The organism is Candidatus Methanoperedens nitratireducens, assembly GCF_000685155.1.
Taxonomy (GTDB): Archaea; Halobacteriota; Methanosarcinia; order Methanosarcinales; family Methanoperedenaceae; genus Methanoperedens; species Methanoperedens nitratireducens.
Map to the genome: position 1 here is coordinate 76,829 of NZ_JMIY01000005.1, position 14,438 is coordinate 91,266.

Consider the following 14,438-nt stretch of genomic DNA (forward strand, 5'->3'; position numbering starts at 1 on the left):
AATTCGGCATCCGCTGTAACTGTCGAACCCTGGGGTAAGAGGGAAATAATATTGGATATTTTATTTGAATGTTCTTTTATTCCCCGTATTGTATTCGTAGTTGTTCTTATGGTGGCCTGGTACTCAAAATACTCTCTAATCAGTCTTGTTTTTGTCAGCACTTCCCGCTCTATTAATGTCTCTGCGGTTAGAGCAGAACCATCTATTACAAAAACGTCTAAATTTTCGCCAAATTTAGAGAACTCCTTAACAGATAGCTCATCAAGTCTCTGCAATGCCATTTCTAACCATTCTTTCGGTATTTTTTGAAAGATGGTGTGTAATTCTGAAGGGCAAGGATATTTTCCGCTGCCTTTAATTGTCATATCATATTCAATATTTTTTAAATCTGTGGAGAGATCCACAAATGACCTCATTCCTTTGACCAGTATGGCGGCTGCTAGTTTTATTAGATCATATTCCTGAGGTCTGCCTCTGTTCGAGAGTTCAAATGGAGAGCCAAATTCTTTGGCTACTTTTTCTGCCAGCTCTATGCTTTCTCTAAAGGTTATCTCGACCCTATCGATTATGCCTCTGAATGGTCTCCTCGTTTTTATTGACCATGGTCGCTTTTTCTCATTCCTGAGTGAGTTCCTTTCTTCTCTGGCTATTTCTTGAATCAAAGAACCGGTTACTCTTCCTGCAATCAGTTCAGCAACATCTTCGATCGATAGTTCTTCTTTTATAACAGCTATTATATTTCCAGGTATGAGTGTAGCTGGAATTGTAATACCCATCAAAGGCAGCCATTCCATCACGGATAAAGGCTTTTTTACACAAAATAGCGGGTGTTCTTTCGTTTCAACAAAAGTTATGCTTTTATACTCTGCAAGGTGATATATCTCTGGGGTCGTACCCCACCCCTCCTCTGTTGTCATAAATTAGAGTGAGGGGTTTATTATTATGATTTATTGGATGGGTTCGGCTGTTGGGAAAATTATAAGTACATCGGATACGATTGATTATTAAAGAAATGAAGGGGGTTACATATGGACAAAATGGAAAAGATAATCTCTAAAATGGTACACCCATCGCTTATGAACACAGCGATGCGGGGCCGCCGCTGGTGCTCGTGCACGGCGCGGTTGCTTCTCATGCACGCTGGGCACCTATCCTTCCGACCCTCAGGCAGCACTTTAGCGTGTATGCTGTTGATCGGCGCGGCCGTGGCGAGAGTGGGGATGCCGATGCCCACGCTATCGAGCGCGAGTTCGAGGATATAGCCGCGGTTGTGGACTCAATCGGGGAACAGGTAAACCAACAGGTCAACCTGCTCGGTCATTCCTCTGGTGCCATCTTTTCTCTAGAGGCGGCGCTGCTCAGCCAAAACATTCACAAGCTGGTCTTGTACGAACCGCCATTACCCCTGGCAGGCTTCCAGCTTTACCCTGAAGGAATTGTAGAACGCCTCCAGGCGCTGTTGGATGCTGGCGACCGGGAAGGAGTCGTCGTCACCTTCTATCGTGAAGTTGCGGGTATAACTTCCCGCGAGCTTGCGCTTTCGCAATCGCAGCCTGCCTGGTCGGCGAGGGTGGCTGCGGCACACACGATTACTCGCGAGATAAGAGCGCATAAGCGATATAGGTTCGAACCAGAGCGCTTTAAGGATATGAGCACCTCGACACTGCTTCTGCTCGGCGGCGAAAGCCATCTCTTCATGAAAGCTTCTGTAGAAGCTGTGAACGCGGCGCTGCCAAACAGTCGGATTGCTGTCATGCCCGGGCAACAACATATCGCAATGAGCACGGCACCGGAACTCTTTCTACGAGAGGTAATAGGATTCCTGGTAGAGTGAGCATGGTTGATGGAGCTAATAGAAGATAAAGATTAAAAGGTGAAAACATGGAAGTTATAACTATAGTAGAAGGAAAGGTGCCTATTTCTAAGGCAGGAGAATTTGAAGCGGCTTACGAATCCCTCAAACAAGAACCATTTCCACCAGGTTTGCTGAGGTCATCCCTGTTAAGAAATAGTGACAATCCAGAAATCTACAGAATTGAAACTGCGTGGGAAAGTCGTGAAGCTTTGGATAAAATGAGAAGTAGTACACAGACACCTAAAGCCATTGAACTATTCCAAAAAGTCAAGGCTTCACCACGTGTAGAAATATATGATATTGTACATAATCTCCCTTGATCGATAAATTATGACGGCGCCTGTTTGTAGACAGGTAGCAGTGTGATAGATATCTACTTTTTCAATTTCCGTAGTCAAGAACACCTTGCATCACAGAAATTTATTTATATGAATGTGAGTAAACAAAATAATGAGAGTGAATGCCTACCTGATAGGTTTATCTTAAAAGGGAGCAGAAAATAAACCATCAGGCGAAGGGTGTATCAAAAGGAGGAAAATAATTATGGTCAAAATTGATGAAGGAACAATTCAAAAATTTAAAGGCAGTCTGCGCGGTGAGCTCATCCGTCCCGGTGATGCCGGTTACGATGACGCCCGCAAGGTATGGAACGGGATGATTGACAAGCGCCCTGCGCTCATAGCACGCTGTACAGGAGTCGCTGACGTCATCGAGGCTATCAACTTCGCCCGAAGCAATAACCTGCTGGTAGCGGTGCGCGGCGGCGGACACAACGTCGCAGGCAACGCAGTCTGTGACGGTGGCATAGTCATTGACCTGTCACGGATGAAAGGAATATGGGTAGACCCGATCACGCGCACTGCCAGAGCCCAAGCTGGTTTGGTTTGGGGTGATTTCAATCATGAGACCCAAGCATTCGGCTTGGTGACTAACGGAGGTTATGTATCCACGACTGGAATTGCAGGGCTTACACTCGGTGGTGGCATCGGGTGGGTCATGCGCAAGTACGGTCTCACATGCGATAGCCTCCTGTCTGTGGACGTGGTCACTGCAGATGGCCGGTTTCTGACTGCCAGTAAAACAGAGAACGCAGATCTTTTCTGGGGTCTGCGAGGCGGAGGTGGGAACTTTGGTATTGTCACATCTTTTGAGTACCAGCTCCACCCACTCGGCCCTATGGTGCTGGCGGGTTTGGTTGTTCATCCGGCAAAGAAGGCGAAAGAGGTTCTGAAGTTCTATCGAGAGTATGTTGCCACGGTCCCTGATGAACTCGGTTCCATGATCTTTCTCAGGACCGCACCAAAAGTACCATTCCTGCCGGAGCACATACATGGCACCCATGTGGTCGCCATCGCCGTCTGTTACGCCGGGCCGATTGAGGAAGGTGAACGGATTGTGCTGCCGCTAAGAGAGTTCGGTCCACCTCTTGCAGATACAATCGGCCCGATGTCCTACAAGGTGTTCCATAGAATGTTCGACTTAGATGCTCCACCTGGGCGACTTGTCTACTTCAAATCGGGCTACTTGGCAAATCTGAGCGACGATGCCATCGATGCTCTCATCGCCCACGCCTGGAGTACTCGATCGCCATTGTCCTTCACAATTTTGCCCCATCTTGGAGGTGCTTTAAGCCGTGTCGATGAGGACGAGACATCCTTTGGCGACCGCTATGGCCAGCATGCTATCTTGATCAATGCGGTGTGGACTGAACCGCAGGAATCCGATGAGCATATCGAATGGGCGCGTGAATTTTTTGCCTCCACGGAACCATTCTCAACTGGCGGGGTGTATGTGAACTTCCTGGGCATTGAGGGGGAAAAACGTATCATGGCTGCCTATGGTGGAGAGAAGTACGAGCGGCTCGCAGCGCTGAAGAACAAATACGATCCGACGAACTTCTTCAGTCTCAACCAGAACATCAAGCCAAGAAAATGACTGCAACTCAGCACAATTCATTAGAAGGAACTGATACCCATAATTAATAAATGGAAAGGAGGTAATGATGAACGAACAAGAAAACGTGAAGGCAGTGGAGCGGATTTACACAGCCTTTGGACAGGGTGATATTCCGACTATACTGAACATGCTAGCAGAAGATATTGACTGGCTGTTTCCTGGACCGGCGGACATACCCTTTGCCGGTAGGTACCGCAGTCGCGAGCATGTGGGCAGTTTTTTGCGACAATCGGGGAGACCATAGAAGTTGAACAATTCGAGCCACAAGACGCGGCACTGCCAAACAGTCGGATTGCTGTCATGCCGGGTCAACAACATATTGCTGACCAGACCGCGCCGGAACTCTTCTTACGAGAGGTCCTGGGATACCTAACAGAGTGAGCATGGTTTATGGAACCAATAGAAGATAAAGATTGAAAGGTGAAAATATGGAAGTTATAACTGTAGTAGAAGGAAAGGTGCCTATTTCTAAGGCAAGAGAATTTGAAATGGCTTACGCATCCCTAAAACAAGGACCATTTCCACCAGGTTGGCTAAGGTCATCCCTGTTAAGAAATGGTGACAATCCAGAAATTTATAGAATTGAAACTGTGTGGGAAAGTCGTGAGGCTTTAGAAAAATATAGAAGTAGTACACAGATACCTAAAGCCATTGAACTATTCCAAAAAGTCAAGGCTTCACCACGTGTAGAAATATATGATATTGTACATAATCTCCCTTAATCGATAAATTTTGATGTAGGTGTTCATCATTAAATTGAATGCATATTCAACCCCATAAAAACACTATATGCCATTGTATTTATTAATAATAAGGTAAGGTGATTCTTACATGAGGTGGGCGACATTGCTGCTGAGAATTCCAGATAACTGGATGACACAGTTGCTGTCTGATCATGATGTGCATATCAGGGTTTTCGGGTGCGTGCCCTATGAATCCAGGGGCGGCAGAGGGCTAATGAGGATCAGTTCAGATGAGAACCTGGATATTTTATTGGATGATGTACGCAGGCGCAGGGAAGTGCTAAGAGCCAGCTTCTCCCGCGTATCTGAACGGGCGGTCGTGGGTGAGGTTGTTATTGACCGATGCGCAGCCTGCATGGCCCTTAAGCAATCTGATTGTTTCATGGTCTCATCAAGATCCAGTATCAGGGGATGGCTTGAGTGGACTGTTGCAGCAGAGAGCAATGGTACGATCTCTGACCTGGTTGACCTGCTTAAGAGATACGGGTGTGAGGCTCAACTGACCCGGATCTCTTCTTCCTCCGGTGGCTGCGGTCTTACCCCGAGACAGGAGGAGATCCTCCAGTTTGCTTACAGCAATGGGTACTTTGAATATCCAAGAAGGATACGGCTCAGGGATCTCTCTTTGATCTTTGATGTGTCGTCCTCTACTATGTCCGAGATCCTCAGAGCCGGGCAGCGCAGGGTTTTCTCTGAGTATTTTGGCATTCCTCAGGGATAGAGCTCCCTTACATGTTCGGCAGGTCTCCCTTATATGTTCGGGAAAAAGCGGATTTTGCATCAGGACATATCTATGTCTATGCAGGCCGTGCATTAGCGGCTTGTAGAAAACAACTTCAGGAGGTACAACAGGGGAAGATGAGAAAAGAAATACCTGGCGCGGCCCGGATTACCAGTCCCGGATCTACCATGATCCTGCTCAGAAGGGCCCTAAGAGAGAGTAATCCCTGGAACCAGACTGAAACTGCGGTCGATGTTGCATTAGGACATAGATACTCATGCTGTGGATCAACATGGTTTGACAGGATCACTGACTACCACTTCAAGATATATCACGATCCTGACAGGAATATCAGATGACTGAAGCAGCATTAATTCCAGTACAAAAATAGTTTTTATTTTTTTCATTTCAACCGTGCATGTGGTTAGAATTGCCGGGTTTTAGTAAAAGATTCATTAATCCTTATTTCACATATTCTCCGTTTATCCATCTGGTGCCGGTAATGGCTGCCAGCTCCCTGTTCATAGAAACAAGGTCATCGCTATAGAGTTTATTAATATCATCTTTTCCCATAATCCTTGTTAGATTAGCTATTTCCTGGGTTGATATCTTAATAAAATTAGTTAGTTTTCTAACACCATTTTCAACATTAAGTCGTGTGAGTAATACCGGGTTATGAGTAGTTACACCCGTCGGGCACAGGCCGGTATAACAGATCCTGTATTGCTCGCAACTGATTGCAATTAAAGCAGCGGTGCCTATATAAACCGCATCTGCCCCAAGGGCAAGGCATCTGGTAAAATCAGCTGAAGTACGTAAGTCTCCCCCTGCGATAAGAGAGATACTTTCTTTAACTCCAAGGTCTTTTAGGAACTTGAAAGCACGCGGCAGAGCAGCAAAGATTGGAATACCTACATTTTCCCTCACATAAACATCTGTTGCTCCTGTGCCTCCGCCAAAACCATCTATAGCAATAAAATCAACGCGGGCATCAACCAGAACCTGGAGATCTTTTTCAATATTGCCGCAACCAATCTTTGCACCAATCGGTACACCACCTGTTAGATCGCGCAGCCAGGAAACCTTTTCTTTAATTTTCTCTGGAGTGGTCATATCAGGATGATATGCAGGAGAAACTGCAGGTTCGCCTCTCTTTAAGCCTCTTATTCTTGCAATCTCCGGGGTCATTTTACTACCTGGCAAGTAACTTCCTTTACCCGGATAAGCTCCCTGCCCAAATCTGATCTCAACGGCAGCTACCTTCTTTAGCAGATCTTCGCTAACGCCGAATCTGCCTGTTGCATACTGGCCTATATAATAATCAGGTGCAGTATTGATCTCGTCCTCTAATATTCCACCTTCGCCGGAGTTAAAAGCCATTTTTAACTCTTTTGCACAAGATGCGATTACCTCTCTGACATTCTTTGAGACCGCACCAAAACTCATCCCGGTAATCATAATTGGGGTTGAGACCTTGAATGGTTTTTTTGATTCATGGCCGATAATGATTTCTGTATTCACAGCCTCATCATCGCTCAGGGGAATCCTATCTACCTGTGCAGGGACAAAATGCAGATCATCTAAAGAGTAGGGTAGTTTTTTCAATGACCCCATTGAACAGGTAATGCTTTCACCTGTGTTTGCCATATCCTTAATATGTACTATGCTCTGATAAAAAGAATCATCCTCATTGGATCTCTTTTTACGCATTACGAAGTTACTTGCTCCAACTCCTTCCTCTTTATCGCAGTAGAATAATCCATCCAGTTTATACCCATAATAAACAGGGCAGTTAATACAATTGCATCCTCTTGCTTTAATATCGCAGTCACTTTTACCTAAGCCACAGTATAAGATTTCTCCTTTACAGTCATGAGGATAACTCGGGCAATCAGGACAGAGGCATTTTGCTCTATTCTCCTGTGTGTCCGGAACCTTATGATAATCACTGTGCCTTTCCATTCTGACAGAAATAATACACTGGCTTCCCGTTTACTAAATTATGATCTCTCCAGACAGCACAGCTGCCGCAGATACATACCTGCGATGGGTCAAGGTCACTGCACATAGCAATACCGCTAGAGCAGTACACACCGGGAACATCTTCTGGCTTTGGTGCCTTACCTTCACTCACATTCTTCATCACTTCATCCAGTTTTCCCAGTTTCTCATTCACGCACTGGCTACCGGTCTGTACCGGGCATCCAGGACACATACATCTTGTTATATTCTCTACTATGAACGGAACTTTTGATTCTAGACCCTTATTCATTCAAACCCCACCTGATCTCTATCTGAGATAAGTACTCTAAAGGTTAAAAGTCTTCCTGTTTATTGGATGCAAAAATTTATTTGTTCGTGGATTCAACCCAATTTAAGGGAATAAAATTGCTTGTATTGTATAACAGCATGACAGGAGCAGTTGAGCCTTTTGAGGCTCTTGAGAACCGTGAGGTGAAGATGTTCACCTGCGGGCCTTCAATATACCAGCGGCCGCATATCGGGAACTACCGCACGTTTGTTTTTGAGGATATCCTGCAGCGGTACCTTGAGTACCTGGGCTACAGGGTTATACGGGCACTTAATTTCACTGATATAGAGGATAAATCCATTGAGGAAGCACAGAAGCGTAACATGGACGTGCTTGAGTTAACGCAGCAATATGCCGATATATTCTATGAGGATATAAAACTGCTAAAGATAGAACCTCCCACCTGTAACCCCAGATCCTCCACATCGGTTGACCGGGCGGTCCTACTGATACAGGAGCTCCTGAAAAAAGGCCATGCCTACTGGTATAAGGGAAATGTGTATTTTGACCCATTAACATTTGAGGGTTTTGGCAAACTCGCGCACCTGGATATGTCCCGCTGGCCGCGCGTTAAGCGGCGCTTTCACAGGGACACGTATCCGGGCGACCGCTGGAACCGGGGGGATTTTATTATCTGGCGCGGGTACAAAGAAGGTGCTATTATCTACTGGGATACTGCTATTGGCCGGGGAGCGCCTGCATGGAACATACAGGACGCTGCCATGTTATTACAGACGCTTGGTCTTAGCATAGATATCCTCGCAGGGGGAGAAGATAACCTGGTGCGTCACCACGATTACATAATCGCCACCACTGAACCGGTCTCAGGAAGGCAGCTTGCACGCTACTGGCTTCACTGCGCCCACCTACTTGTGAACGGAAAGAAGATGTCTAAAAGTAGAGGAAATATCATCTATATCGATGATCTCCAGAGAGCAGGGTATACAGGTGAAGAGATCCGGTTCTTCCTGGTATATGGCCATTATAAAAAAAAGCTGGACTTCAGCCATGATAGGATCAAAAAGACATCTCTTAAATTAAAACAGGCATATGGGATGATTAATACAATCAGGAATCTGGGTACGGGTATGCATAAAACTGATAACGCAGTGAATGAATTGATCATGCGCTTAAAACGGGACTTTGAGAAGAATATGGATAATGACCTTAATGTTAAACCTGCTTTTGATAGTATGCTCAATACTCTCTCAGGACTTACTGAGCTTGCAGAGAAGAGCCGGGTTACTCCAGGGGATGCGGAAAGGATTACTGCTGTGCTTAAAAGTATAGACCGTGTTCTGCAGGTGTTTGGGCAATCCCTTATCTAGAATCAGGTAAGTTTATATGCAAACAATTACCATGAAATATTAGGTGAGTATCATGAGTGTTCAGGTTGGAAGGAAGGGGCCAGGCTTCAGTATGCAGGGAATAATTCGAAATGAGATCAGGGATATCCATCTGGATGACTATTCTGGAAAATGGGTTGTGCTCTTCTTTTACCCGGGGGATTTCACGTTCGTTTGCCCTACAGAAGTCACTGAGTTCAGTGAAAGATGCGATGATTTTGCAGACCTGAATGCCCAGGTACTGGGAGTAAGTGTTGATAGTGTGTATGCCCACCAGGCATGGCTCAAAGAGCTTGGTGAGTTAAAGTACCCGTTGCTCAGCGATATAACAAAAGAAATCAGCAGGAGCTATGGTGTATTAGTAGAGAGCAAGGGCGTAAGCCTGCGGGGTGCGTTTATCATAGACCCGGAGGGTATAGTCAGATACCAGGTTGTCCATGACATGAACATTGGCAGAAGCGTTGATGAGGTACTGAGAGTATTGAAAGCACTGCAGACAGGTGAGCTGTGCCCGGTTGAGTGGAGGCCGGGGAAGCCCACGTTAGGAAAGACATAGTCATATGGTAAAGCCTGAGTGGCTTAAAACAAGACCTCCTGCAGGGATAAAGTTCCTGGATTTAAAGAGAACCATGCATGAGCACGGCTTAAACACGGTCTGCACAGGTGCAAGATGCCCCAATGTGGGAGAATGCTGGAGCAGGGGAACCGCTGCCTTTATGATCATGGGCTCTACCTGCACCAGGAGCTGTCGGTTCTGCGCTGTTAAAAAAGGAAGGTGTGGTGAGCCTCTTGATCCTTCCGAACCTGAAAGGATCGCAAGGGCTGTGAGGGAAGCAGACCTGAGGTACGCTGTCCTGACATCTGTGGACAGGGATGACCTCCCGGATGGAGGTGCAGGGCATTTCGCAGACTGCATCCGAGCAATAAAAGATATGAATAATAATATACTGGTTGAGATCCTGATCCCTGATTTTCAGGGAGATATCCAGTGCCTGAGGAGAGTAATAGATGCCCATCCTGATGTTGTGGGGCATAATATAGAGACTGTCGAGGAATTGCAGGCCATGGCGAGGGACAGGAGGGCAGGGTACAGGCTGTCCATGGAGGTGCTGCTGAATTTAAAGCAGATGTCCTCTTCCACCCGTACTAAATCCTCTATTATGCTCGGCCTCGGAGAGACTGAGGATATGGTACTAAAAACAATGGATGATCTAAGAAATGCCAGGGTTGATATCATTACCCTGGGCCAGTACCTGAGGCCCACTGTAAAGCAGCTTGAAGTTAAGGAATATCTAACGCAAGAGAAGTTCGAATTCTATAAAAGGAAAGCAGAAGACATGGGATTTCCTCTGGTGATCAGCGGGCCTCTTGTCAGAAGTTCATATATGGCCGAGGAATTATTGGATGGGCTCGGACTGTGCTAAACCTTATATAAATATGACCTATTAAAGTAACAGTATAGAACTTATTTAAAAACATATATGCTAAACCGATCAAAACAAAAGAATAAGTTGTAAATAAATTAAAGTTATTCAAATTTATATCAATTAAATATGTCCGAAGGAGAGGTTGAGGTAATATCAGGCGAGGAAACGCAGGAAGAGCCTATCGAAATACTGGTGAATCTTGCCAGAAGCGGTGAGATCGATCCATGGAATATAGACATAGTTCAGGTCACTGATAAGTTCCTGTATCAGCTTGAGAAGATGGAAAAGATGGATTTACGCATCTCTGGAAGAACATTACTGTATGCTGCCATGTTGTTGCGTATGAAATCCAATGTACTTGTGGAGGTGGATGAACCTGCTGAGGTGATCGAGGATGAGTTTGAGGATTTTGAAGTCAGCGATTACCCTGTGCCCGTACTGCCTCTTCGCCGTTCATCAAGGCGACCTGTGACACTTCAGGAACTTTTATCTGAACTTAAGAAGGCAGAACTGATCGAGAAGAGAAGATTTGAGCGTTTTAAACATATAAAGGATGAGAGACATGCTACTCTCAAAGAGGTACTATCAATTGCCCATGAAGAAGATATCGAAAGCAGGGTTGGGAAGATGAGGAATTTATTGAACGAACTGTTTGAGAAACAGAAATATGTTAAATTCTCAGATATATCCCATCATCTTGATAGATCAGGTAAGATAATGGCCTATCTTGCCCTTTTATTTCTGGCAACAAGGAAGGAGATCTGGCTTGAGCAGGAGGAGTTTTTTGGTGAGCTTCTCATCCGTAAGCAGGAGGCATCATGAGCACGGGCAAGGAGATCATAGAAGCTGCTCTGTTTGCATCAGGCGAACCTCTGGATGAGGGACAGCTCAGGGGCCTTATCAAAGGAAAGAATATACGGGAGTTAGTCCGACAGTTAATGGATGAATATACACAGCGCGGTTCGGCTATTGAGATAGTTGAGGTAGAGGGCAAGTTTGTGATGCAGGTCAGGCCTGAGTTTGCGGACAGCGTTAGATCTATCGCGCCAAAGGAACTGCGTTCGCCAGTGCTGCGGACGCTGTCTATGATTGCTTATCACCAGCCGCTGACCGTGGCTAAGCTTACCGACAGGAGAGGTGCTGCTGCATATGACCATGTAAGGGAACTTGAGGAGAGGGGACTTATATCAGCAGTACCGCAGGGCAGGACGCGACTGCTTCGGACAACAGCGAGGTTTGCCGAGTACTTCAATCTCGATTCCGCAGACCCGGAGGCTATAAAGCGCAAGATAATAGAGCTTGCCAGAGAGCAGAGGATGGGACTTGATAAGTGGCTTGGGAAGCAGGGAATCGGCGTTACACCCATGTATGAATCGCTGATGCAGCTTTGCGGGATCTCGGAGTACGAAGTAGTAAATCCATATAATCCTGATGATGAAGAACGAGATCGGGTACAGGATCTGGGCGTGCTTGTGATCTCTAAAGGATATCAGGAACAGGTGGGCGAATACTTCGATGGCAGGATAATTGAGGTCTCAGCAACGACGTTTGATGATGTGGTTAATTCTATCAATATGCTCTCCGGGTACGGCAGTAAAATAAAGATCAAGGAGAGTATTGAGCAAATCCTGGGACTGAAGGATGATTATATCGAAAAAACCTATTCTATAACAGTAAAAGTGGCACCTCAGACCGAAATGATCGCACGAATAATCAGCGAACTGCGCCTTGGGATCTCAACAGATGGCGTGAAGATAGCGCCTGATTACGGCACATCGAGTGAGGGTAAGGAAATTGGAGACGGGGCTGATATTCTGGTTCCTACCCATAAAAATGCAGAGAGGGATGTTGTTAAGAGGATATGCCAGAGGTATGATTCGGTGATCGAGGGATTAAAAAAGATCAAAAAGTAGGGGATTAACCTCAAACTGGTATTTTTATCCCGAATAAAAAAATCGCTCCGAATAGAACTACAGTCAATAGACCCAATATAATGAGAGGTATAAGCACAGCAATAATGGCTCTCCCAATTGTAATTTCATGAAGTTGGCGGATTCCGAGAGTCTGAAGAATCAATGACCATATCCCTGCTATAATACCTATAATCGGTATCCAGCCAAGTAATAATGACGGAGTTGATCCATACATGGTAATTCTTAGTGTTTGATCAAATCCCTTTTTACCTCCTGCTATATATACGCCAATATGGAAGATTGCCCCGCCTATGAATATCCCTGGAAGCGCATAGAGCAATTCGTCTGCAAAAATCATTATTTTCCTTTCTATCCCTGGATCAGCAACTGATACCATTCCAAGGCTTCCCACCATAGAATCAAACCAGGTACCAGAGAATGAAGACATTAATGTTAGAAGATCTGAATAGATAAATGTATGAAGGGCTGAATATATAGCTCCTAAAATGAAGTAATATTTCATTGCCTGAAAGAATGTATCTTCTTTTGAGAGATAAAATGCATTTGATGGCTCCAATAAGAATCCTTTAACTTTTTCTAAAAAATTCATAACTGCTCACTATAATAGATTAAAAATGCGCCAAATATATGAAGCTTTGGCCGTTATTGAAAAAGATAAAGAGGCAGGGGTTAATAACCCATACCGCCCGTGCTGTCTATGGTGAACATAAATGCTGCAAACACTGCTATAAAAATTATCACCATTATAATTATTATTGGTAAGAGTACAGCCAGGATTGCCCTTCCAGTCGTGAGCTCATGAAGTTGCCGTATTCCGAGAACCTCAAGCACCAACGCCCATATTCCCGCGATAGGGCCTATAAGCGGTATCCAGCCAAACAACAGTACAGGTGTCTGACCATACATGAAGGCTTTTATTGTCTGTGTAATTCCCTTTCTCCCGCCTACAATATATACAAAGATGTGAACTATTGCTCCTATTATGAATATACCTATTATCAGAAATATCCAAACCATCAAGAAGATTGCTATCGCTCCTGCTATTCCTGCACCTACACCGAACATTCTTCCCAGATCTCCGAAGCCCATCATCGAACCAGACATGGTAAAAACGAATGCAAACAATAGCGCTGAAATAGCTGAGTATATCGCTGCAAGAGTTATATAATATTTCAGTGCTTCGCCCAGAGTATCTTCCTTCGATGCATCAAATGTCTTTGTGGGTTCCATCAAGAATCCTTTAACTTTTTCTACGAGGTCCATATAGTACCACCAGTTCTTAAAGAAGTCTCAGATTATATATATTTTTGCATTATATACAATATGCAAGGATGGGATAGTTCACTTCCTGGTATGTTGCTATAATACTTTATAGTTCAATCTTTAAATCTAACTATAATCGATAGCAATTAAATATATTAGTTGTTGATTAAGTTAAATGCTAAAATCAACCATGCAATGACCAGAATAACCAGTTTATAATTATTAATCATAATGTTCGTTTATGTACGAACCAGAATGTTTAATATTACTGAACATCATAGATTGTAAATGAGGAGAATTGAATGTCAGGAACTGCTTCAGTTGAGGATAAACCCATCCAGATACGAATATTTCCGCAGCGATTATTACAACCCGAGACTACTGAAAAAGTCTTAAACGATATTGATCAGGTCAAAGGCGTAATAAGAATGCTTCTCAACGGGAAAAACCTGCCCAGAAAGGTCACATCCGGGCCCGGAACAGGCGCAGATGTAAACCATCCTGACAGGAAGATCATCAATGTCGGAGATTGTGCATTCGAGTTGCATATTATCGTGGGAGAGATATTAGTCGAAGTAGAAAATGAAGGTGCTATGGAGGAAGTGAGAGAAGCATGTGAGCGAACGCTTCCCTTCCCCTTTGAATTCAGGCGGGGGCACTTCATTAAGAGAAAACCCACCCTTACTGATTATGGCAAGTATGGGTTCAGAAGCAGGAATGATGAGAGGATCAATCTTGAGGATGAACGGATAATTGGCTTAACAGATCCACATGCAAAAACAGAAGATAACCTCTATATAACCCGAAAAGAAGAGGAACGATGATAAGGAGTTGACTCAAAATAGATATGACCGGATACGTTAAAAGAAAAATACTGAATAT

Annotated in this window: 17 protein-coding genes; 12 read left to right on the top strand and 5 right to left on the bottom strand. The window is 44.7% G+C overall.

What is annotated here, in order from left to right; genetic code table 11:
* The coding region (locus tag ANME2D_RS10210) for a hypothetical protein (RefSeq protein ID WP_048091332.1) at nt 1-917 on the bottom strand (917 nt) is incomplete at its 3' end.
* Between the two features lie 188 nt (nt 918-1,105).
* Here ANME2D_RS10210 and ANME2D_RS10215 point away from each other — a divergent pair.
* The 6 genes from ANME2D_RS10215 (at nt 1,106) to ANME2D_RS10245 (ending at nt 5,634) form a co-directional block, all read left to right on the top strand.
* Nucleotides 1,106-1,834, top strand: coding sequence for an alpha/beta fold hydrolase (locus ANME2D_RS10215; RefSeq protein WP_157834064.1), 729 nt, complete (start codon nt 1,106-1,108; stop codon nt 1,832-1,834).
* 47 nt (nt 1,835-1,881) lie between these two features.
* Nucleotides 1,882-2,175, top strand: coding sequence for an antibiotic biosynthesis monooxygenase family protein (locus tag ANME2D_RS10220; RefSeq protein WP_048091335.1), 294 nt, complete (start codon nt 1,882-1,884; stop codon nt 2,173-2,175).
* Between the two features lie 223 nt (nt 2,176-2,398).
* Nucleotides 2,399-3,790: an FAD-binding oxidoreductase gene (locus ANME2D_RS10225; protein WP_048091337.1), complete on the top strand. Its 1,392-nt coding sequence runs from the start codon at nt 2,399-2,401 to the stop codon at nt 3,788-3,790.
* 449 nt (nt 3,791-4,239) lie between these two features.
* Entirely contained in the window at nt 4,240-4,533 is a 294-nt protein-coding gene (locus tag ANME2D_RS10235; RefSeq protein WP_048091339.1) for an antibiotic biosynthesis monooxygenase family protein, read from the top strand.
* Nucleotides 4,534-4,642: 109 nt separating this feature from the next.
* A complete protein-coding gene (locus ANME2D_RS10240; RefSeq protein ID WP_048091342.1) occupies nt 4,643-5,275 on the top strand; it encodes a helix-turn-helix domain-containing protein in 633 nt (210 codons plus the stop codon).
* A gap of 11 nt (nt 5,276-5,286) precedes the next feature.
* Nucleotides 5,287-5,634, top strand: coding sequence for a hypothetical protein (locus ANME2D_RS10245; RefSeq protein WP_048091344.1), 348 nt, complete (start codon nt 5,287-5,289; stop codon nt 5,632-5,634).
* A 103-nt stretch (nt 5,635-5,737) separates the two neighbouring features.
* On the opposite strand, the gene ANME2D_RS10250 is transcribed toward ANME2D_RS10245, so the two are convergent.
* On the bottom strand, nt 5,738-7,237 hold the full coding sequence (locus tag ANME2D_RS10250) for a glutamate synthase-related protein (RefSeq protein ID WP_048091346.1): 1,500 nt from the start codon (nt 7,235-7,237) through the stop codon (nt 5,738-5,740).
* Nucleotides 7,221-7,547, bottom strand: coding sequence for a DUF2769 domain-containing protein (locus ANME2D_RS10255; RefSeq protein ID WP_048091348.1), 327 nt, complete (start codon nt 7,545-7,547; stop codon nt 7,221-7,223). Before ANME2D_RS10255 ends, ANME2D_RS10250 begins: the two co-directional genes overlap by 17 nt.
* 86 nt (nt 7,548-7,633) lie before the next feature.
* Between ANME2D_RS10255 and ANME2D_RS10260 the strand changes: the two genes are divergently transcribed.
* From ANME2D_RS10260 to scpB, 5 genes are all read left to right on the top strand, one after another.
* Nucleotides 7,634-8,914, top strand: a complete 1,281-nt coding sequence (locus ANME2D_RS10260) for a class I tRNA ligase family protein (protein WP_157834065.1) — start codon at nt 7,634-7,636, stop codon at nt 8,912-8,914.
* Nucleotides 8,915-8,966: 52 nt separating this feature from the next.
* Entirely contained in the window at nt 8,967-9,488 is a 522-nt protein-coding gene (locus ANME2D_RS10265; protein WP_048091352.1) for a peroxiredoxin, read from the top strand.
* A gap of 4 nt (nt 9,489-9,492) precedes the next feature.
* On the top strand, nt 9,493-10,356 hold the full coding sequence (gene lipA / locus ANME2D_RS10270; RefSeq protein WP_048091354.1) for a lipoyl synthase: 864 nt from the start codon (nt 9,493-9,495) through the stop codon (nt 10,354-10,356).
* Between the two features lie 129 nt (nt 10,357-10,485).
* Entirely contained in the window at nt 10,486-11,181 is a 696-nt protein-coding gene (locus tag ANME2D_RS10275) for a segregation/condensation protein A (RefSeq protein WP_048091356.1), read from the top strand.
* Entirely contained in the window at nt 11,178-12,272 is a 1,095-nt protein-coding gene (gene scpB, locus ANME2D_RS10280; protein WP_048091358.1) for an SMC-Scp complex subunit ScpB, read from the top strand. Before ANME2D_RS10275 ends, scpB begins: the two co-directional genes overlap by 4 nt.
* A 10-nt stretch (nt 12,273-12,282) precedes the next feature.
* Here scpB and ANME2D_RS16930 read toward each other — a convergent pair whose 3' ends face one another.
* Together ANME2D_RS16930 and ANME2D_RS10290 are read right to left on the bottom strand one after the other, a co-directional pair.
* On the bottom strand, nt 12,283-12,882 hold the full coding sequence (locus ANME2D_RS16930) for a YIP1 family protein (RefSeq protein ID WP_052368800.1): 600 nt from the start codon (nt 12,880-12,882) through the stop codon (nt 12,283-12,285).
* 80 nt (nt 12,883-12,962) lie between these two features.
* A complete protein-coding gene (locus tag ANME2D_RS10290) occupies nt 12,963-13,556 on the bottom strand; it encodes a YIP1 family protein (RefSeq protein WP_052368801.1) in 594 nt (197 codons plus the stop codon).
* A gap of 302 nt (nt 13,557-13,858) precedes the next feature.
* On the opposite strand from ANME2D_RS10290, the gene mcrD reads away from it, so the two are divergent.
* On the top strand, nt 13,859-14,380 hold the full coding sequence (mcrD, locus tag ANME2D_RS10295; RefSeq protein WP_048091360.1) for a methyl-coenzyme M reductase operon protein D: 522 nt from the start codon (nt 13,859-13,861) through the stop codon (nt 14,378-14,380).
* Nucleotides 14,381-14,438: the final 58 nt, after the last annotated feature.